This is a genomic window from Pseudomonas sp. S30_BP2TU TE3576 (assembly GCF_050436025.1).
Lineage (GTDB): Bacteria > Pseudomonadota > Gammaproteobacteria > Pseudomonadales > Pseudomonadaceae > Aquipseudomonas.
Window position 1 is genome coordinate 4,426,715 of sequence record NZ_JBNDLK010000001.1, and the last position, 18,255, is coordinate 4,444,969.

The window sequence follows — 18,255 nt, forward strand, 5'->3', positions numbered from 1 at the left end:
ATCGCGAGCAAGCTCGCTCCCACAGGGATTGTGTTGTTTAGTTCGCCGCGCTGTAACGCCGGACACCCGATTCAACCACCGGAATCTGCGCAGCCGTGCTGCCGGACGCCTGGAACAGCACCAGGTGTTCAGCCGCGACACGAATGCCCACATCCGCCCCGACCTGACGATCGACATGGCTGGGGAAGATCGACTCCAGCTGGGCGCCTGTCGGCAGCTGCAAGCGATACAGGGTCGATGCCCCCAGGAACGTCTTGCCGGCGATTCGCGCCTTCAGTGCGCTGTCCGGTGCATAGACGATATCGTCCGGGCGCAACAGCACGTCTACGGCACCGCCTACCGGCCAGGTGTAGGCCCGATTACCGCGCAACTCACCCAGCTCGGTTTGTACCGACTCCGGGCTGCTCAACTGACCACGAATGAAATAGCCCTGGCCGATGAAGCTGGCCACAAACGGTGTCAGTGGTTCGTGGTAGAGGTTGTAGGGCGTATCCCACTGTTCCAGGCGACCTTCCTTGAACACGCCAACGTGGTCGCTGACCGCGAAGGCTTCTTCCTGGTCGTGAGTCACCAGAATCGCGCTGGTGCCACGGGCCTTGAGGATGTCGCGCACTTCATGGCTGAGCTTGCGGCGCAGTTCGCCATCGAGGTTGGAGAACGGCTCGTCGAGCAGCAGCAGTTGTGGTTCCGGCGCCAGTGCGCGGGCCAGGGCGACACGTTGCTGCTGCCCACCTGAAAGCTCGTGAGGAAAGCGCTTGCCGAGGTTCTTCAGGTTGACCAGTTCCAGCAGCTCTTCGGTCACCCGATCCTTTTGCGGATGCTTGCGAATACCGAAGGCGATGTTGTCGGCCACGCTCAAATGCGGAAATAGCGCGTAATCCTGGAACACCATGCCGATACGGCGTTTCTCTGGTGCGAGGGTGAAGCCGGCGCTGGAGATCGTCTCGCCAGCCAACTGGATTTCACCTTCATGCACCGGCTCGAAACCGGCAATCGCCCGCAGCGTTGTGGTTTTACCGCAACCCGAGGAGCCCAGCAGGCAACCGATGTCGCCCGCGTTCAGGTGCAGGTTGAGGTTTTGAACCACTCGCTGGTCCTGATAACCACAAGCGAGGTTGCGCAGGTTAAGCAGTAATGGCTGGCTCATGCGTGGTGGTACGAAGGCGGAACGAGGAATTCGAGCAAGGCCTTTTGCGCGTGCAGACGGTTTTCGGCTTGATCCCAGGCAACCGAGCGTTTGTCATCGAGCAGGTCGACGCTGATTTCTTCGCCGCGGTGCGCCGGCAGGCAGTGCATGAACAATACGTCTTCAGCAGCCAGGTCGAGCAGGGCGCAGTTGACCTGATACGGTGCGAACAGCTGCAGGCGCTTGGCGGTTTCCTCTTCCTGACCCATGGAGGTCCAGACGTCGGTGCTCACCAGGTGTGCACCGCGCACGGCATCTTTCGGGTCGCGAACGATGGTGACCCGATCGCCGGCCTTGGCCAGGAACACCGGGTTGGGTTCGTAGCCTTCCGGGCAGGCTACGCGCAACTGGAAGTCGAACTGGATCGCCGCTTCTATATAGCTGTTGCACATGTTGTTGCCGTCGCCGATCCAGGCCACGGTCTTGCCCTGGATGGAGCCGCGGTGTTCGAGGAAGGTCTGCATGTCTGCCAGCAACTGGCACGGGTGCAGGTCATCGGACAGGCCGTTGATCACCGGCACGCGGGAGTTGGCGGCGAATTCGGTCAGGTTGCTGTGGGCAAAGGTACGAATCATCACCGCGTCGAGCATGCTCGACATGACAATGGCGCAGTCGCCGATCGGTTCGCCACGGCCCAGTTGGGTGTCACGTGGCGACAGGAAGATCGCCTGGCCGCCGAGCTGGATCATGCCGGCCTCGAAAGAGATCCGGGTGCGGGTCGAGGATTTCTCGAAAATCATCCCCAGGACGCGGTTTTTCAGAGGCTCGAACAGTACGCCGCGGTTACGCAGGTCCTTGAGCTCAACGCCTCGACGGATCACGCTGACCAGCTCTTCGGGCGTGCAATCCATCAGGGAGAGAAAGTGCCTTGCGCTCATCATTGACTACCTTTTTGCTACAAACCGCAGATGCTCAAAGCCTTGTTTAACGGAACAACGGGCGAGACCTGCGGCGTAAGCCGCACGGGGCGACGAAATAGGGGAAGGCGCGATCTTATAATTAAATGTCGCGTCTTACCAATAGGGCTACAGTTTTTAGGGAGTTTCAGAGGTGCTACGGGTTTACCGTGGTAGCGCTTTTGAAGCCTGTTTCCTGATAGCAGCGGCTCATTTGTACACCGGCCTCTCGGGGCTTGGCAATCGGGCGGGGCGGCAATGGTGCGCTGACAGTCGGTTTCTGACTTGTCGTTCCAGGTCTTGAGCAGCGTGTCGCCAGCTTGAAATAATCCAGTTACAGGCACCACCCAGGCCGCCTTCGAATTGAACTCCGATATCCATCGGCTGGCCTGATAACCATCGATTCACAAGACGAACATCGCTGGCGCGGTGGCGGGTCTGGCGCCATAGTTTTGTTTCCGCGGCCAACGTTGCCCCGCCCATAACAAGACAGAGACTGGCCATGACCAAGACTCTCCATCATCGTGCGTGCCATTTGTGCGAAGCCATCTGTGGCCTGACCATCGAAACCACCGAGGTCGAAGGCGGTAACGTCCAGATCACATCGATCAAGGGCGACCCCCAGGATACGTTCAGCCGTGGGCACATCTGTCCCAAGGCCGTTGCGTTGCAAGACATTCAGAACGATCCGGATCGCCTGCATCAGCCCATGCAGCGGGTGGGTAATGAGTGGCAGCCCATCGAGTGGGAAGCGGCATTCAATCTGGTCGCCGAACGCCTCGCCGCCATTCAGGAGCATCACGGACAAAATGCCGTGGCGGTCTATCAAGGCAACCCGAGCGTGCACAATTACGGGCTGATGACCCACAGCAATTACTTCCTCGGCCTGCTGAAAACCCGCAACCGGTTTTCCGCCACCTCGGTTGATCAATTGCCCCATCACCTGACCAGTCATTTGATGTACGGCCACGGTTTGCTGCTGCCAATCCCGGACATCGATCACACCGATTTCATGCTGATCCTGGGCGGCAACCCACTGGCTTCAAACGGCAGCATCATGACCGTGCCGGATGTGGAAAAACGCTTGAAGGCGATACAGGCTCGAGGTGGCAAAGTGGTGGTGGTCGATCCGCGCCGTAGTGAAACGGCGGCGATTGCCGATCAGCATCTGTTCGTGCGCCCTGGCGGCGATGCGGCATTGTTGTTCGGCCTGCTCAACACGTTGTTCGCTGAAGGTCTGACTTGCGACAGCCATCTGCCGGTCGACGGTCTGGAGGACGTGCGGGAGGCCGTCGCGCCGTTCACCGCGGAGGCCATGAGCGCCTTGTGCGCCGTACCAGCGGAACAGATCCGCCAATTGGCGCGGGACTTCGCCGCGGCACCGAGTGCAGTCTGCTATGGCCGCATGGGCGTCTCGACCCAGGCCTTCGGTACGCTGTGCCACTGGGTGGTGCAGTTGATCAACCTGGTCACCGGCAACCTCGATCGCGTTGGCGGGGCCTTGTGCACTGAACCGGCGGTGGACCTGGTGGCGACGACTTCGGGCGGGCATTTCAACTTGTGGCAGAGCCGGGTTTCCGGGCGTCCGGAATATGCCGGAGAGCTGCCGGTGTCGGCGCTGGCCGAAGAGATGCTCACCGAAGGGGACGGGCAGGTACGGGCGTTGATCACCGTGGCAGGCAATCCGGTGCTGTCCACGCCCAATGGCCGAAAACTCGAGCAGGCGCTGGACGGGCTGGAGTTCATGGTCAGTATCGACTTGTACATCAATGAAACCACGCGTTACGCCGACCTGATCCTGCCGTCCACGTCGGCGCTGGAAAACGACCATTACGACACGACGTTCAACCTGTTTGCGGTGCGCAACGTCAGTCGTTTCAACCGCGCAATCCTCGCCAAACCCAAGGGGGCACTGCACGACTGGGAGATCTTCGTCGGGCTGGCCAAGGCATTTGCCGCCAGGACCGGCAAAGAGTTGAAGCCGACCATCGCCCCGGCGCAAATGATCGATCGCGGCCTGCGCATGGGGATGTACGGCGACACTTCAGAGCATAAGCTGTCGCTGGCGACTTTGTTCGATCATCCCCATGGTGTCGATCTGGGAGCGCTCAAGCCCAACCTGGCACCACGCCTGAAGACTGCCAATCAACGTATCCAGGCCGCGCCGGCCGCGATTCTCGCTGACCTGACGCGCTTCGCAGCCTTGCAGGCGCCGGCCGCCGACGAGTTGTTGATGATTGGCCGCCGACATGTGCGCAGCAACAACTCATGGATGCATAACTATCATCGGTTGGTGAAGGGCAAGCCACGTCACCAGTTGCTGATGCATCCGGACGATCTGGCCAGTCGCGGACTCAGCGACGGGCAACGTGTGCGGGTCAGTTCACGGGTGGGTGAGATTGAGGTTGAGGTGCTTGGCAGTCTGGATATGATGAAGGGAGTGGTCAGCCTGCCACACGGCTGGGGCCATGCGCGGCCAGGCGTGCAAATGACGATTGCCAGCAGCCAGCCGGGGTCCAGCGCCAACGACCTGACCGACGAATGCCGGATTGACGAGTTGTCGGGAAATGCTGCGCTCAATGGCGTGCCGGTGACCGTGGCGGCGGCTTGAATCAGTCTGACGGAGAGACCGAGCAGGGCGCTCGGCTTTCCGTTACAATGCGCCACCGTGCCGACCCATGAGTCGGAAAGTTCAGCCGAGGTGCTCCATGGATATCATCGAAACGATTAAAGAGCAGATTGCCAACAACACCATTCTGCTTTACATGAAAGGCTCGCCGAATGCCCCGCAGTGCGGCTTCTCCGCGAAAGCCGCGCAGGCCGTGATGGCGTGTGGCGAAAAGTTTGCGTACGTGGACATCCTGCAGAACCCGGAAATCCGCGCCAACCTGCCAAAATACGCCAACTGGCCAACCTTCCCACAGCTGTGGGTTGCCGGTGAGCTGGTCGGCGGTAGCGACATCATGACTGAAATGGCTGCTGACGGTTCGCTGCAGACTCTGATCAAGGACGCCGCCGCCAAGGCCGCTGCTGCCAAGACCGAAGCCTGATTCGCCGTGTGTGGGAGCGGGCTTGCTCGCGAAGAACGATAACGCGGTTTCCAGATAAATCGTGTCGCCTGCTTCGCGAGCAAGCCCGCTCCCACATCAGGATTTCAGGGTAAACCTGAATTCCGGATAACAAAAAGCCCCGCCACTCGAAAGAGGGCGGGGCTTTTTTATTATTGCATCGAGATTGATCGCGTAGACCTTACTCGTCTTCGCCCATCTGCGATTGCAGATAGTTTTCGATACCGATTTTGTCGATCAGGCCCAATTGGGTTTCCAGCCAGTCGATATGTTCTTCTTCGGATTCAAGGATATCTTCAAGCAGTTCACGGCTACCGAAGTCGCCAACGGTTTCGCAATGCGCGATAGCCACTTTCAGGTCGGCATGGCCGGTTTTCTCGATGCGCAGGTCGCACTCGAGCATTTCCTTGGTGTGTTCGCCGATGTGCAGCTTGCCCAGATCCTGGACGTTCGGCAGGCCTTCAAGGAACAGAATGCGCTTGATCAGCTTGTCCGCGTGCTTCATCTCGTCGATGGATTCGTGGTACTCGTGCTTGCCGAGCTTGTTCAGGCCCCAATCTTCATACATGCGTGCATGCAGGAAGTATTGATTGATCGCGACCAGTTCATTGGCGAGGATCTTGTTGAGATGCTGGATGACTGTAACGTCGCCTTTCATGATGGGGTCCTGCCCTGTATTAGCTGTCAATAGAACAGAGTTTGAGCCGGGTATTTAAGGGTGTCAAACCTAAGTTATTGAAACTTAAATGAAAATTAATCGGAATAAGAATGTTTGTGTTCCGCGTCTAGAGCATAACTAGTTGATTTTCAGACATAAAAAAACCGGACATATGTCCGGTTTTTTGAAATTCGATATTTAAGCCGCTGTAAATTCTGCTGGATAAGGAATCGCAGCCTGGGCTGTTTGCAGTTTTGTCAGGGTCTCACGGACTACTTCCTTGGCGAGGCAGGCACATTTACCGCATTGACTGGCAACGCCGGTGGCTACACGGACTTCCTTGTAGCTGCAGCATCCTTCATAGATCGCATCGCGGATTTGACCGTCGGTGACGCCAGTGCAGAGGCAAACATACATAAGGAAGACCGTCGCTGATTGTGACTCAATTGCGATGGATCTTAATGTTAACGAGAATGATTGTCAAAGTGCTTTCGGAGCACTTTTCGTCATAAGGGTGTGTGGCTGACGAACGGTCTGGCGCACAAAGTCAGTGAAGAAAGCCGAGTGCCGATTTTGCCGTCCCGGGAAAAAACAGCTAAGACAGCTCAAACGCGCGGTGTATGATGGCCGGTCTTTTGCGACCGGGGATCGTGTCACAGGGCTGTCGCCTCAGGGTGGCAGGCTGATGCGAACCCTGTTTCTCACGCTATTACACCAGGAGATATCCAATGAGCGTACTCGTAGGCAAACAAGCCCCTGACTTCACCGTACCGGCCGTACTAGGCAATGGCGAGATCGTTGACAGCTTCACCCTGTCTTCGGCGATCAAAGGTAAATATGGCCTGGTGTTCTTCTACCCACTGGACTTCACCTTCGTTTGCCCGTCCGAGCTGATCGCTCTGGACAACCGCATGTCTGAATTCAAGGCACGCAACGTTGAAGTGATCGCTGTTTCGATCGACTCGCACTTTACCCACAACGCATGGCGCAACACTCCAGTGAACAATGGCGGTATCGGCCAGGTTCGCTACACCATGGCTGCCGACATCAAGCAGGACATCATGAAGGCCTACGACGTTCAGTCCGCTGACGGCGTGGCTTTCCGTGGCGCGTTCCTGATCGACGACAAAGGCGTTGTCCGTTCGCAGATCATCAACGACCTGCCGCTGGGTCGTAACATGGAAGAGCTGATCCGTCTGGTCGACGCTCTGCAATTCCACGAAGCGCACGGCGAAGTCTGCCCTGCCAACTGGAAGAAAGGCGACAAAGGCATGAACGCTTCGCCAGAAGGCGTTGCGGCTTACCTGACCGAGCACGCTGCCGCTCTGTAAGGTACGTTCCAGGAATAAAAAAACCGGCCTTCGAGGCCGGTTTTTTATGGGTGGAAATAAATCTGTGACTGAAATCCCTGTAGGAGCGAGCCCGCTCGCGATGGACTCAAGAACACCGCGGGGAACCAGACTGCCCGCGTTATCGTTCACGACCATCGCGAGCAGGCTCGCTCCTACAGAAAGCCATCAGTCGTTGAAATCTTCCCAGCCGCCCATTTGTTTCCAGCGATTGACGATGCCGCAGAACAGGTCTGCCGTCTTCTCGGTGTCATAGCGCGCCGAGTGAGCCTCACGACCGTCGAAGTCGATGTCCGCTGCCTGGCAAGCCTTGGCCAGTACGGTCTGGCCGTACGCGAGGCCTGCGAGCGTTGCGGTATCGAAACTGGAGAACGGATGGAACGGATTGCGCTTCATGTCCAGGCGCGCAACCGCCGCATTCAGGAAACCCAGGTCGAAGCTGCTGTTATGCCCGACCAGGATCGCCCGTTTGCAGCCATTGGCCTTGAGAGCCTTGCGCACGCCACGGAAGATATCGTTCAGGGCGGACTCTTCACTCACGGCCATGCGCAGCGGGTGATCGAGCTTGATCCCGGTGAATTCCAGGGCGGCCGGTTCGATGTTCGCGCCTTCAAACGGCTCGACACGGAAGAAGTAGGTGTGATCCGGGTAGACAAAACCTTTTTCATCCATGGCGATGGTGGTCGCGGCGATTTCCAGCAGGGCATCGGTGGCCGAGTTGAAGCCACCGGTTTCTACGTCGACGACAACCGGCAGGTAACCACGGAACCTGGCAGCCATTGGATGACGAGGGCCGCCTCCGCCGCCATTGCCTTCCAGTTCGTCGTCGAAATGGTCTTCACTCACGCGTGTTCCTCCAGCAGGCGCCAGCGCAGTTTTTCACCGGCGCGCAGCGGGATAACGGTCAGCTCGCCAAATGGCAGGCTGGCAGGGGCGGTCCATTCTTCGCGGACCAGGGTGATGCGATCGGTGTTGGCCGGCAGACCATAGAACCGCGGGCCGTTGAGGCTGGCGAAGGCTTCGAGCTTGTCCAGCGCATTGCGCTGTTCGAAGGCTTCGGCATACATCTCGATGGCCGCATAAGCGGTGTAGCAACCGGCGCAACCGCAGGCCGCTTCCTTGGCGTGCTGGGCGTGGGGCGCCGAGTCGGTGCCGAGGAAGAATTTTTCGCTGCCGCTGGTGGCGGCGTCGAGCAGGGCTTCCTGGTGCGTATTGCGTTTGAGGATCGGCAGGCAATAGAAGTGCGGCCGAATCCCGCCCACCAGCATGTGGTTGCGGTTGTACAGCAGGTGGTGAGCAGTGATGGTCGCGCCTACGTTGGCCGGAGCCGAGTTGACGAACTGCACGGCGTCCGCCGTGGTGATGTGTTCGAAAACCACTTTGAGGGACGGGAAGCGCTCGACCACACGGCGCAGGTGTTCATCGATGAAGATTTTTTCGCGGTCGAACACGTCGACATCGCCACGGGTGACTTCACCGTGAACCAACAACGGCATCCCGACTTCGGCCATGGCCTCGAGTGCAGGGAAGATCTTGTCGATGCTGGTGACGCCAGAATCCGAGTTGGTGGTCGCGCCAGCCGGGTACAGTTTGGCGGCGTGAATGAATCCGCTGGCCTTGGCCTCGCGAATTTCTTCAGGCTGGGTGCGGTCGGTCAGGTACAGAACCATCAGCGGCTGGAACGGGCTGCCGGCCGGGCGGGCAGCGAGAATCCGCTGGCGATAGCCGTCGGCTTCGGCCGCATTGCGCACCGGTGGAACCAGGTTGGGCATGATGATGGCGCGGCCAAAGGTGCGCGCGACATCCGCGACGGTATTGGTCAACACGGCACCATCGCGAAGATGAATATGCCAGTCGTCGGGACGCAGCAGGGTCAGGCGGTCGGACATGAGGGGATTCCAGGCGGGTCAAACTCAAGGGAATGCTACCGGAAAAGACTCTTGCAGGCACTCGCTATCAAGTTTTGCAGGAAGCTTCCGATATCCAACAGGTATGCCGTAAACATGTGTGTGTCGGTCTTTTTGTTGTAGAAGCCAGTGGAGCCTCCCGTGCGCCAGCGTTATTTAGCCTTGCTCAGTGTGTTTGCCAGCCTTCCGGCAATGGCGCTCACTTTCCAGACCCGTCTGGAGAACATTGAGTGGACGGTCGAAGGTGACAAGTTCGAATGCCGTCTGACGCAGCCGATTACCGACTTCGGTTCGGGCGAGTTCGTGCGTCGTGCCGGCGAGCAGGCGACTTTTCGTCTGAAAAGCTACAACCCGATGATCGGCGGCGGTTCGGCGACCTTGCTGGCGGCTGCGGCACCGTGGCAACCGGGGCGTGACGATATCAATCTGGGCACGGTGAGAGTCGGCAGCGGCAACGTGTTGTTCAACAGTTCACAGGTTCAGGCCGGACGCCTGATCAACGGTCTGATGGACGGTCGCAGCCCGGTGGTTCGCCATTCCTCGGGGGATGGCCGGGTCTCGGAAGTGCGCTTGTTGCCGGTCAGGTTCAACAAGGCCTTTGCCGATTACCAGGGTTGCGTGGCCAAATTGTTGCCGCAGAACTTCGAGCAGGTGAAGCAATCCGAAATCGGCTTCCCCGGCGGCGGAATCGAACTCGACAGTGCGGCGAAGGCCAGGCTGCAGGTGATGCTGGAGTACATGAAGGCGGATCCGACGGTCAATCACATCGAGCTCGACGGTCACTCCGACAACAGCGGCAACCGCCTGACCAACCGCGACCTGTCGCGGCGCCGGGCGCTGGCAGTGATGGAGTTCTTCAAGGCCAACGGCATCCAGGAATCGCAAATCACCGTGCGTTTCCATGGCGAGCGTTATCCGTTGGCGCCTAATACCAACAACGTCAACCGCGCGAAGAACCGTCGTGTAGCGGTACGCCTGGAGCGGGGAGCGCCGGCGGAACAAGTCGCCCCGCAAGCGACAAAAGCAGCCGTATCGGCAACTTCCTGACTCTTCGGTCATCGTCGCGCTCTCGACAGAATCTGTCGCTTCGTCGTCATAAGCTGTCGCGCCACTGTAAATTGTTCTGCATGAGCGGTAGACTTCACGGCTTTCCGTAGAACCCCGTGGAGTGATGGCATGGCGGACGTAAACAAGGTCGTTCTGGCGTATTCCGGCGGCCTGGACACTTCGGTGATCCTCAAGTGGCTGCAGGATACTTATAACTGTGAAGTGGTGACCTTCACCGCTGACCTGGGTCAGGGCGAAGAGGTCGAACCTGCACGCGCCAAGGCTCAGGCCATGGGCGTCAAAGAGATCTACATCGACGACTTGCGCGAAGAGTTCGTGCGCGATTTCGTTTTCCCGATGTTCCGCGCCAACACCGTTTACGAAGGCGAGTACCTGCTGGGTACTTCCATCGCTCGTCCGTTGATCGCCAAGCGCCTGATCGAAATCGCCAACGAAACCGGCGCTGACGCCATTTCCCATGGCGCCACCGGTAAAGGCAACGACCAGGTTCGCTTCGAACTCGGTGCGTACGCATTGAAGCCAGGTGTGAAAGTGATTGCTCCGTGGCGTGAATGGGACCTGCTGTCCCGTGAAAAGCTGATGGATTACGCCGATAAGCACGCGATCCCGATCGAGCGTCACGGCAAGAAGAAATCCCCGTACTCCATGGATGCCAACCTGCTGCACATCTCCTATGAAGGCGGCGTGCTGGAAGACACCTGGACCGAGCACGAAGAAGACATGTGGCGCTGGACCGTTTCCCCGGAAAACGCTCCAGACAAGCCGCAGTACCTGGAGCTGACCTACCGCAACGGCGACATCGTCGCGCTGGACGGCGTCGAAATGACTCCGGCCACCGTACTGGCGACCCTGAACCGTATCGGTGGCGAACACGGTATCGGCCGTCTCGACATCGTCGAGAACCGCTACGTGGGCATGAAGTCCCGTGGCTGCTACGAAACCCCAGGCGGCACCATCATGCTGCGTGCCCACCGTGCGATCGAATCGATCACCCTGGACCGCGAAGTGGCTCACCTCAAAGACGAGCTGATGCCCAAGTACGCCAGCCTGATCTACACCGGCTACTGGTGGAGCCCTGAGCGTCTGATGCTGCAACAGATGATCGATGCGTCCCAGGTCAACGTGAACGGCGTTGTGCGCCTGAAGCTGTACAAGGGCAATGTGATCGTCACTGGCCGCAAGTCCGACGACTCGCTGTTCGACGCCAACATCGCTACCTTCGAAGAAGATGGTGGCGCGTACAACCAGGCGGATGCAGCGGGCTTCATCAAGCTCAACGCCCTGCGCATGCGCATTGCGGCGAACAAAGGCCGGAAGCTGTTCTGAGACCTTTGACATCGTGATGGGTGCCTGACCTCGTCCTCGACGAGGTCAGGCACCTGAAAACGGAGTGTGACGCCAGTTACTGCGTTGTCGCGTGATTTCGATTGCGCTGATGATTTCCTGTTTTTCTCCTTCCAATGGTCTGTCCTGGACTACGCATTGTTGTTTGCCGGTTGTCCGGCCTGATCAATGACCGACAACCTGTGCGAGTCCAGATTGTAGGCTACATGAAAGGCGGCACTGCGCTTTCTGGTCTGCCTTGAATGTTTAAGCGCGCTGGCTTTCAGTAAAGTCTCCGAAACGGCACAAGTGACAAACAGAATCACGTACGCCGTTTTTTCCCGTGGCCTCTGGATTTTTTCCAGCAGCGCTCCAAATTCGATCTCCTTGTTCATCCAGCGTGCATCAATGATGTACAGGTCTTTTACAAGTTCCGGTAACTGAAGTCGGTGCTGAACGGAGACGCTGGTTTGCAGACCAATCCCGGTTGGCGGGTCCTGTGCGCCACAGGGCGTCCGGGTTGACTGCCAGTCATTCGTTGACGTTTCCAGTGCGGGGTTTTCAGACGACTTCCCGGAGGCTTTTTTTTCCGACCGCCCTGCATCATCCATGACCTTCATGAAGTGCTTTCCCTTTTCAAAATCGGAAGGCGCATAAAGTGATTTGTAGTTGAAGTTGAGTGTCGCGAAAAAAAGTAAAAGTAAATAAAACGGGAAGCTGATCAGAAACCAGACATAGAGTTCTCTTTCCTCCTGACCAAGGAAGGGTAGGGAAACGGCTGCCGAAGTTTCAGAGAGTGCGGCGAATATCGCGATAATTGTCATTGGGTTGGTAATTCGTTTTCTTATCATGTTCTGTACTCATGCTGGATTATCTTTTCTCGAATGGTTTATGTGGCTGGTTTGGTGTGGTGATTATTGTAGTGATTTTATTGTCTGTTGGTTTCTATAGGTATTTTTATTTGTTTGTTGGGGGGCTTCGATGCTTTGAGTGTTGATGATGTTTTAATGATTGCTCAAAAAATATTATTTGCTGTAAGAGTAGTCGGATACCTTGTGTGTGATATTTCTGGTGTGAATGTTGAGTGCGTAAATATCAGTTACGCTTTAACGGAGTAGAGGCTGATGTTTATCGGGTTACGACTGTTCAGGCGGGCTCTCGGAAAATTTTGGTCGTAAATCGATAGCGGCGACTGCTGGAAGATGCGACACCATGACGCTGATACCGTTTTCAGCTCATTCCGTTCGAGGGTTTTTTGTAGGAGGAATCCGTGTTGTTTGTAAGGAATGTCTCTCGGTGCGGGTGGCTGGAAGGGCCGACATGCCATGGGTGAAACGACTAGGCTATTGTGCGGGCTCTAAAAATTCGAACAGCGAAAATTGGACTTGCCCATGAATAAAGTGCTGATCGTGGATGATCACCCCGTCATTCGTCTTGCGGTACGTATGCTAATGGAGCGTCATGGCTACGAAGTTGTTGCAGAAACCGATAATGGTGTGGATGCACTGCAACTGGCCCGTGAACTTATGCCGGATATTGTTATTCTGGATATCGGGATTCCGAAGCTGGACGGGTTGGAAGTCATCGCGCGTTTGTCTTCGACCTCAATGCCAATGAAAGTGCTGATATTGACTTCCCAGGCGCCGGGGCATTTTTCCATGCGTTGCATGCAATCCGGTGCGGCCGGTTATGTTTGCAAGCAACAAGACCTGACGGAGTTGCTTAGTGCAATAAAGGCCGTGTTGTCAGGCTACAGTTACTTTCCGAATCAAGCCTTGCATACTGTACGTTCCAGTTTGGGGAACGCCAGCGAGGCCGATATGGTTGATCGATTGTCGGGACGGGAAATGATGGTCCTGCAACAGTTGGCCAGAGGTAAGACCAACAAAGAGATTGCCGATGGAATGTTTCTCAGCAATAAAACAGTCAGTACTTACAAGACCCGTCTGTTGCTAAAGCTGAATGCGCGGTCTCTGGTCGATCTGATCGAGCTGGCACAACGCAATGGTCTGGTGTGATGACGTAACTGCTCGACAAGGGGGCATCTACCGGGGTATGGCACTTAGTAAAAAGCCTCCGTTTCGGGAGGCTTTCAGGTGTCATAAGTCAAAATCGTAATCGGCCAATTGCTTTTGCAGTCGGCGCTCCTCCAGCAGGTTGTCGATGGTGCGGCGTTTGCTCAGATTAGTTTTCGCTACTTCAACCACCGGCTCAGCGTCATCGGTTTCGGCGGTGGTGAAGTCGTCTTCTACGTCCAATTGCTCTTTGCCAGTACTCATTTAATTGCTCCAGGCTAAGAAGGCCTTTGGCGCTCCTTATATCGATAATCTCCCGGCGGGTAAAAAAGATTTTTTCAATCGACAATTCAATAAATCCAATAGCGGCTCAATCGTCGGAGGTTTTGTGCTTGTATTCGCACAAGTCCTCGATCCGGCAGCTCCCGCAACGGGGCTTGCGGGCCAGGCAAACGTAGCGGCCGTGAAGGATCAGCCAGTGATGGGAGTCGAGCAGATACTCCTTGGGCACGAACTTCATCAGCTTTTTCTCGACTTCCAGCACATTCTTGCCGGGGGCAATGCCGGTCCGGTTGCTGACCCTGAAAATATGCGTGTCGACGGCCATGGTCAGCTGACGGAATGCCGTATTGAGTACCACATTGGCGGTTTTGCGGCCGACGCCGGGCAGCGCTTCCAGCTCCTCGCGGGTTTGTGGCACTTCACCGGCGTGACGCTCGACCAGCAAGCGGCACGTTTCGATCACGTTTTTCGCTTTGCTGTTGTACAGGCCGATGGTCTTGATGTACTCCGACAATCCTTCCACACCCAAGGCATGGATCGCCGCCGGGGTATTGGCGACCGGGAACAGCCTGGCTGTGGCCTTGTTGACGCCGACATCGGTCGATTGCGCCGAGAGAATCACCGCAATCAGCAATTCGAACGGTGAGGAATAGGCCAGCTCGGTCTTGGGCTCCGGGTTGTCCTCGTGCAGTCTGCGGAAAATTTCCAGACGTTTTGCGGCATTCATGGGCAGTGCGTTTCCTCGAAGGCAATCATTGTGTGGGCGTGGGGTGCCAGGCTTGCCAGGCGGCGATCAGCAGTCCGAGCAGAATGAACCCGCCAGGGACCAATGTGGTCAGGCGCAGGCCGCCATCAGCCATCAGCACCCAGCCTTGCCAGTCAGTTTGCGTTGCGCCGATCAGCCACGATAGGTGATTTGCGAGTGTCCCGTTGCCGATGAGTTCGCGCAGCAGGCCCAGCGTAATCATCAGTGTGGCAAACAGGCTATTGAGTCGCAGGCGTTGGCGCCAACCGTTCTGAAAGAACCCGGTGTGCTCCAGTACGACGCATTGCAGGGCGATCAAGGCGCCATAAAACCCCAGATGCTGCTGCCATTGCAGCGACCAGGCCTGTGCCATGAATTCCGCGCAACTGGTGAGCGTGGCTGCCAACAGCAGGCTGGCCAGCAAGCGGGTCGCCGGGACCAGTCGCGATCGCAGGGCGCCCATGACCAGGCTGAACAACTGGGTCACCACCACGAACATCAGGCACAGGCCAAGGGCACTCACCAGTGAGTGGGTGGCGCCGATCAGCGGCGTCAGCATCAAGGCGTTGCGCAGAGTCGATGAATTATCCATGGGCAGGGTTTCCCAGCAGTTGTTGCCGGTGTTCATCGAAGTAGCGCAAGGCATCGTGGACGGCATTGATCACCGCTCTTGAGGTGATGGTAGCGCCAGCAATCTGATCGAACTGCCCCTGATCCTTTTTCAGCGCCCAGCCACTGTCGCCCGGTTCTGTTCGAGACTTGCCGGAAAAAACCTGAAGCCAGGCATTGGGCCAGTCGGCGATCCGTGCACCCAGTCCTGGTGTTTCCGACTGTTTGAGGGTTTTGACGCCCAGCAACCGGCCATTGGCGTCGATAGCGATCATCAGGTCGATGGCACCGGCGTAGCCAAGGGTTTGACTGCGCAGCAACACTGCGACGGGTTGATCGGCCCGGGTCGCCAGATAACCACCGAGCAAGGTGCTGTTGGTCAGGGCGTTTGATTCGATCGTGATGGGGCGTTCGAGTGGTTGATTGTCGTAGCTGTCTGACGCGATCAGGTCTAGCAGGTTACGGCTGTCGATCAGGCGTTGTTCGGCTGCAATGCGCGGCGCGCTGCCGAGCTGCACGAAGTACGTCATGCCAAGGCCAAGTGCGGCCAAAAGCACCAGAAGCGCGATACTTGATGTCCGGCTCATGGCGCCTCCGGCTGTTGTCTGGCCACCACGAATCGCTCCAGCGCCGGAACGCACAGGTTCATCAACAGCACGGCAAAGGCGATGCCGTCAGGATACCCGCCCCAGGTGCGAATCAGATAAGTCAGGAGCCCGACGCCGACGCCGAACAGCAGCCGCGCGCCAGGGCTTCTGGGGCCGGACACTGGTTCGGTGATGATGAAGAACGCCCCCAACATGGTCGCGCCGGTCAGCAGGTGAAACAACGGCGAGCCATGGGAGTCGGAGCCCGACCCGTTCCAGCACAGCAGGCTGATGATGAACAGGCTGGCCAGCATGCCGACCGGTGCATGCCAGCTGATCACCCTTCGTTGCAGGAGAAACATTCCGCCCGCCAGAAACGCCAGGTTCACCCATTCCATCCCCCGGCCGCCGAAGTGGCCGAATGCCGGGTTGCCGGCAAACAGTTCATCCATGGTCAGGCTTTTGTTGATCCGCAGACTGTCCAGCGCCGTGGCCTGTACCCATGCATCCGGCGTGTTGCCGACACCGAACACTTGGTGCAAGCCACCGAGCAGGTCCATGCCATGGGACGATGGCCAATGGGTCATGGGTTGGGGAAAGGTCACCAGCACCAAGGCAAAGCCGAGCATCGCCGGGTTGAAGGGGTTCGAACCGACGCCGCCATACAGGTGCTTGCCGAAAATCATCGCAAAAGCGGCTGCACTGAGGGTCAGCCACCATGGGCAGTAAGGCGGCAGCGCCAGAGCCAGCAATGTGGCACTGACCAATGCGCTACCGTCACTCAAGGTCGGCCTCAACGGTCGCTTGCGCCATTGCACGACGCTGGCCTCAATGACCAGGGCCGCAGTGGCTGCCAGAGCCAGATTGATCAACACGCCCCAGCCGTACAGCCAGAACGCGGCAAGCACTCCCGGCAGCGTGGCCAGCAGCACCAGCTTCATCGCCTGCTGTAGGCGCTCATCAACTGTTTCAAGGGCTGGCATGGGCGTTCACCTGGCGTTCGGCTTCGCCGAGTGCGCGCTCCAGGGCTTCGATGTGTTCCGCCGGTGCTTCGTTGGCCTGAGCCTTCTTGAGTTCGGCGCGGCGCATGGCCAACTGGATCTTGGCCCGTTTCAGATCGGCATCATTTGACGACACGGCTGCGACCGTCGGTGCGGGAGCGGGTGGGGCAGCGCTTTCCATTTGCGCCAGATTTTGTTCGGCGGCTTCAAACTGTTGTTGCAGGACGATCAACTGCGATTGCTGTTCGAAGGTCGGCGGATGCCCGAAGGCTTTCAGCGATTTGTGCAGTTGCGCGCGACTCATCGCCACATCGATTTTGGCCTTTTTCAGCGCGGCATCGGCATTGGCGGCTTTCTGGGCGCGGACGCGCTCAAGGGCGGCCTGCACCGGGTCGGCGGCCGCCGCAGCAGCAGGCTGTGCGGCACGCTGTCGGGCCTGACGCTCGGCGATTTTCTGTTGCTCCTCGCGCTGCAAGCGGGCATTGCGCTGCTCGAAACGGCGCCGTGCGTGGTCGCGCTTGAGGGTGCGGGCCTGCCGCGCCTGTGGTGTGAGGGCCAGGTCGCCGACAACGGGCAGTACCGTGTCCGGTGGCAGCGGGCGCATTTCGATGCAGTCCACCGGGCACGGTGCCACGCAGAGATCACAACCGGTGCACTCATCAATGATCACCGTGTGCATCAGTTTGGCTGCGCCGACGATGGCATCGACCGGACAGGCCTGAATGCACTTGGTGCAACCAATACACTCGGCTTCGCGGATATAGGCGATCTGTGCAGGTGCCGAGCCGCGAGTGATGTCCGGCTCCAGCACCGGCACCTTCAGCAACTCAGCCAGGGCGGCGATGGTTTCGTTGCCGCCGGGCGGGCACTTGTTGATTGGCTCGCCGTTGGCGATGCCCTCGGCGTATGGCTTGCACCCGGGGTGGCCGCACTTGCCGCATTGGGTTTGCGGCAAGAGTGCGTCGATGAGTTGAATCAGACTCATGTTTTGATCAGTCCGCTGAATCCGAGAAAGGCCACTGCGATCAGACCGGCACCGATCAGGTCGATCGGCAAGCCGCGAAAGGGCAGGGGAACATCGCTGTCGGCCGTGCGTTCACGCAAATCAGTGAACAGGCTCAACACCAGCCAGAAGCCCAGCCCTGCACCGAGGCTCAAGGCTGTGGCGTGAAAGAAGCCCTTGTCATCCTGAGTGTTGAGCAAGGTCACGCCGAGCACGCCTGCATTGCCCAGCAGCAATGGCCAGAGGCCTTCGAACGACAGTGTCGAAAATATCCGCGCCAGTAGCTTCAGCAACGGGTCGATCAGCAGCACGCTCAATGGCAGAAACACAAACAGGCGCAGCGCCGTCAATTGCAGCGGTACCAGCAGCCAGTGGTAGAGCGCATAGCCAAGCATGCCCACGAGCAGCATCAGGCATGTCGTCGCAATGCCCAGGGCATGGACCTGACGGCGCTGGCCAGCCAACAGCGGATCGACGGCCAACGGACAGTGCAACACGAGGTTGTTGATCAGGGCGGCGCTGATAAGCGTAAGCAGGATTTCGGTCATTGATCGTGCC

At 58.0% G+C, this 18,255-nt stretch carries 20 protein-coding genes; 6 read left to right on the plus strand and 14 right to left on the minus strand.

Annotated features, from left to right (window positions below):
• Positions 1-37: 37 nt before the first annotated feature.
• Together ABIA48_RS20225 and argF are read right to left on the minus strand one after the other, a co-directional pair.
• A complete protein-coding gene (locus ABIA48_RS20225) occupies positions 38-1,147 on the minus strand; it encodes an ABC transporter ATP-binding protein (protein ID WP_429490863.1) in 1,110 nt (369 codons plus the stop codon).
• Positions 1,144-2,064 (minus strand): ornithine carbamoyltransferase, encoded by a 921-nt coding sequence (gene argF, locus ABIA48_RS20230; protein WP_033052334.1) that lies wholly within the window; start codon positions 2,062-2,064, stop codon positions 1,144-1,146. The genes ABIA48_RS20225 and argF overlap by 4 nt, the downstream gene beginning before the upstream one ends.
• Before the next feature lie 520 nt (positions 2,065-2,584).
• Between argF and ABIA48_RS20235 the strand changes: the two genes are divergently transcribed.
• Both ABIA48_RS20235 and grxD read left to right on the plus strand, forming a co-directional pair.
• A complete protein-coding gene (locus tag ABIA48_RS20235; protein WP_429490865.1) occupies positions 2,585-4,693 on the plus strand; it encodes a molybdopterin oxidoreductase family protein in 2,109 nt (702 codons plus the stop codon).
• A 97-nt stretch (positions 4,694-4,790) separates the two neighbouring features.
• Positions 4,791-5,132 (plus strand): Grx4 family monothiol glutaredoxin, encoded by a 342-nt coding sequence (grxD, locus tag ABIA48_RS20240; protein WP_429490867.1) that lies wholly within the window; start codon positions 4,791-4,793, stop codon positions 5,130-5,132.
• A gap of 199 nt (positions 5,133-5,331) precedes the next feature.
• Here grxD and bfr read toward each other — a convergent pair whose 3' ends face one another.
• Both bfr and ABIA48_RS20250 read right to left on the minus strand, forming a co-directional pair.
• Positions 5,332-5,808, minus strand: a complete 477-nt coding sequence (gene bfr / locus ABIA48_RS20245) for a bacterioferritin (protein WP_007985870.1) — start codon at positions 5,806-5,808, stop codon at positions 5,332-5,334.
• A gap of 198 nt (positions 5,809-6,006) precedes the next feature.
• Positions 6,007-6,225: a bacterioferritin-associated ferredoxin gene (locus ABIA48_RS20250; RefSeq protein ID WP_007985869.1), complete on the minus strand. Its 219-nt coding sequence runs from the start codon at positions 6,223-6,225 to the stop codon at positions 6,007-6,009.
• A gap of 311 nt (positions 6,226-6,536) precedes the next feature.
• Here ABIA48_RS20250 and ABIA48_RS20255 point away from each other — a divergent pair, with 311 nt between their 5' ends.
• Positions 6,537-7,139 (plus strand): peroxiredoxin, encoded by a 603-nt coding sequence (locus ABIA48_RS20255; protein ID WP_007985868.1) that lies wholly within the window; start codon positions 6,537-6,539, stop codon positions 7,137-7,139.
• A gap of 186 nt (positions 7,140-7,325) precedes the next feature.
• Here ABIA48_RS20255 and rnt read toward each other — a convergent pair whose 3' ends face one another.
• Together rnt and pyrC are read right to left on the minus strand one after the other, a co-directional pair.
• The gene (gene rnt / locus ABIA48_RS20260; protein ID WP_429490871.1) at positions 7,326-8,003 is read right to left on the minus strand and encodes a ribonuclease T; all 678 of its coding nucleotides are present in this window, start codon (positions 8,001-8,003) and stop codon (positions 7,326-7,328) included.
• Complete coding sequence (pyrC, locus tag ABIA48_RS20265; protein ID WP_429490873.1) at positions 8,000-9,046, minus strand: dihydroorotase; 1,047 nt, start codon at positions 9,044-9,046, stop codon at positions 8,000-8,002. The genes rnt and pyrC overlap by 4 nt, the downstream gene beginning before the upstream one ends.
• 159 nt (positions 9,047-9,205) lie before the next feature.
• Between pyrC and ABIA48_RS20270 the strand changes: the two genes are divergently transcribed.
• Both ABIA48_RS20270 and ABIA48_RS20275 read left to right on the plus strand, forming a co-directional pair.
• Positions 9,206-10,111, plus strand: a complete 906-nt coding sequence (locus ABIA48_RS20270; protein ID WP_429490875.1) for a flagellar protein MotY — start codon at positions 9,206-9,208, stop codon at positions 10,109-10,111.
• Positions 10,112-10,240: 129 nt separating this feature from the next.
• A complete protein-coding gene (locus ABIA48_RS20275; protein WP_007985864.1) occupies positions 10,241-11,458 on the plus strand; it encodes an argininosuccinate synthase in 1,218 nt (405 codons plus the stop codon).
• A 149-nt stretch (positions 11,459-11,607) separates the two neighbouring features.
• Here ABIA48_RS20275 and ABIA48_RS20280 read toward each other — a convergent pair whose 3' ends face one another.
• Entirely contained in the window at positions 11,608-12,306 is a 699-nt protein-coding gene (locus ABIA48_RS20280) for a hypothetical protein (RefSeq protein WP_429490878.1), read from the minus strand.
• 540 nt (positions 12,307-12,846) lie between these two features.
• Between ABIA48_RS20280 and ABIA48_RS20285 the strand changes: the two genes are divergently transcribed.
• Positions 12,847-13,473, plus strand: coding sequence for a response regulator transcription factor (locus tag ABIA48_RS20285; RefSeq protein WP_007985861.1), 627 nt, complete (start codon positions 12,847-12,849; stop codon positions 13,471-13,473).
• A gap of 81 nt (positions 13,474-13,554) precedes the next feature.
• Here the strand turns inward: ABIA48_RS20285 and ABIA48_RS20290 are convergent, their stop codons facing one another.
• The 7 genes from ABIA48_RS20290 to ABIA48_RS20320 all read right to left on the minus strand — a co-directional run bounded on the left by ABIA48_RS20290 (position 13,555) and on the right by ABIA48_RS20320 (position 18,245).
• Entirely contained in the window at positions 13,555-13,734 is a 180-nt protein-coding gene (locus tag ABIA48_RS20290) for a PA3496 family putative envelope integrity protein (protein WP_007972325.1), read from the minus strand.
• A gap of 106 nt (positions 13,735-13,840) precedes the next feature.
• Positions 13,841-14,479: an endonuclease III gene (nth, locus tag ABIA48_RS20295; protein WP_204934840.1), complete on the minus strand. Its 639-nt coding sequence runs from the start codon at positions 14,477-14,479 to the stop codon at positions 13,841-13,843.
• Between the two features lie 25 nt (positions 14,480-14,504).
• Entirely contained in the window at positions 14,505-15,089 is a 585-nt protein-coding gene (locus tag ABIA48_RS20300; RefSeq protein ID WP_429490880.1) for an Rnf-Nqr domain containing protein, read from the minus strand.
• A complete protein-coding gene (locus ABIA48_RS20305) occupies positions 15,082-15,693 on the minus strand; it encodes an RnfABCDGE type electron transport complex subunit G (RefSeq protein ID WP_429490881.1) in 612 nt (203 codons plus the stop codon). The genes ABIA48_RS20300 and ABIA48_RS20305 overlap by 8 nt, the downstream gene beginning before the upstream one ends.
• Entirely contained in the window at positions 15,690-16,676 is a 987-nt protein-coding gene (locus ABIA48_RS20310) for an RnfABCDGE type electron transport complex subunit D (protein WP_429490883.1), read from the minus strand. Before ABIA48_RS20310 ends, ABIA48_RS20305 begins: the two co-directional genes overlap by 4 nt.
• Entirely contained in the window at positions 16,663-17,679 is a 1,017-nt protein-coding gene (gene rsxB / locus ABIA48_RS20315; RefSeq protein ID WP_429490885.1) for an electron transport complex subunit RsxB, read from the minus strand. Before rsxB ends, ABIA48_RS20310 begins: the two co-directional genes overlap by 14 nt.
• A complete protein-coding gene (locus ABIA48_RS20320) occupies positions 17,676-18,245 on the minus strand; it encodes an electron transport complex protein RnfA (RefSeq protein WP_429490887.1) in 570 nt (189 codons plus the stop codon). The genes rsxB and ABIA48_RS20320 overlap by 4 nt, the downstream gene beginning before the upstream one ends.
• Positions 18,246-18,255: the final 10 nt, after the last annotated feature.

Bases quoted from the DNA above. Each gene is read 5' to 3' on its own strand.
- ABIA48_RS20285 (WP_007985861.1), top strand. From the start codon at position 12,847: ATGAATAAAGTGCTGATCGTGGATGATCACCCCGTCATTCGTCTTGCG.
- ABIA48_RS20320 (WP_429490887.1), bottom strand. From the start codon at position 18,245: ATGACCGAAATCCTGCTTACGCTTATCAGCGCCGCCCTGATCAACAAC.
- pyrC (WP_429490873.1), bottom strand. From the start codon at position 9,046: ATGTCCGACCGCCTGACCCTGCTGCGTCCCGACGACTGGCATATTCAT.
- ABIA48_RS20250 (WP_007985869.1), bottom strand. From the start codon at position 6,225: ATGTATGTTTGCCTCTGCACTGGCGTCACCGACGGTCAAATCCGCGAT.
- ABIA48_RS20275 (WP_007985864.1), top strand. From the start codon at position 10,241: ATGGCGGACGTAAACAAGGTCGTTCTGGCGTATTCCGGCGGCCTGGAC.
- bfr (WP_007985870.1), bottom strand. From the start codon at position 5,808: ATGAAAGGCGACGTTACAGTCATCCAGCATCTCAACAAGATCCTCGCC.
- ABIA48_RS20310 (WP_429490883.1), bottom strand. From the start codon at position 16,676: ATGCCAGCCCTTGAAACAGTTGATGAGCGCCTACAGCAGGCGATGAAG.
- ABIA48_RS20300 (WP_429490880.1), bottom strand. From the start codon at position 15,089: ATGGATAATTCATCGACTCTGCGCAACGCCTTGATGCTGACGCCGCTG.
- ABIA48_RS20280 (WP_429490878.1), bottom strand. From the start codon at position 12,306: ATGATAAGAAAACGAATTACCAACCCAATGACAATTATCGCGATATTC.
- ABIA48_RS20290 (WP_007972325.1), bottom strand. From the start codon at position 13,734: ATGAGTACTGGCAAAGAGCAATTGGACGTAGAAGACGACTTCACCACC.
- rsxB (WP_429490885.1), bottom strand. From the start codon at position 17,679: ATGAGTCTGATTCAACTCATCGACGCACTCTTGCCGCAAACCCAATGC.
- argF (WP_033052334.1), bottom strand. From the start codon at position 2,064: ATGAGCGCAAGGCACTTTCTCTCCCTGATGGATTGCACGCCCGAAGAG.
- ABIA48_RS20255 (WP_007985868.1), top strand. From the start codon at position 6,537: ATGAGCGTACTCGTAGGCAAACAAGCCCCTGACTTCACCGTACCGGCC.
- ABIA48_RS20305 (WP_429490881.1), bottom strand. From the start codon at position 15,693: ATGAGCCGGACATCAAGTATCGCGCTTCTGGTGCTTTTGGCCGCACTT.
- nth (WP_204934840.1), bottom strand. From the start codon at position 14,479: ATGAATGCCGCAAAACGTCTGGAAATTTTCCGCAGACTGCACGAGGAC.
- ABIA48_RS20235 (WP_429490865.1), top strand. From the start codon at position 2,585: ATGACCAAGACTCTCCATCATCGTGCGTGCCATTTGTGCGAAGCCATC.
- ABIA48_RS20225 (WP_429490863.1), bottom strand. From the start codon at position 1,147: ATGAGCCAGCCATTACTGCTTAACCTGCGCAACCTCGCTTGTGGTTAT.
- grxD (WP_429490867.1), top strand. From the start codon at position 4,791: ATGGATATCATCGAAACGATTAAAGAGCAGATTGCCAACAACACCATT.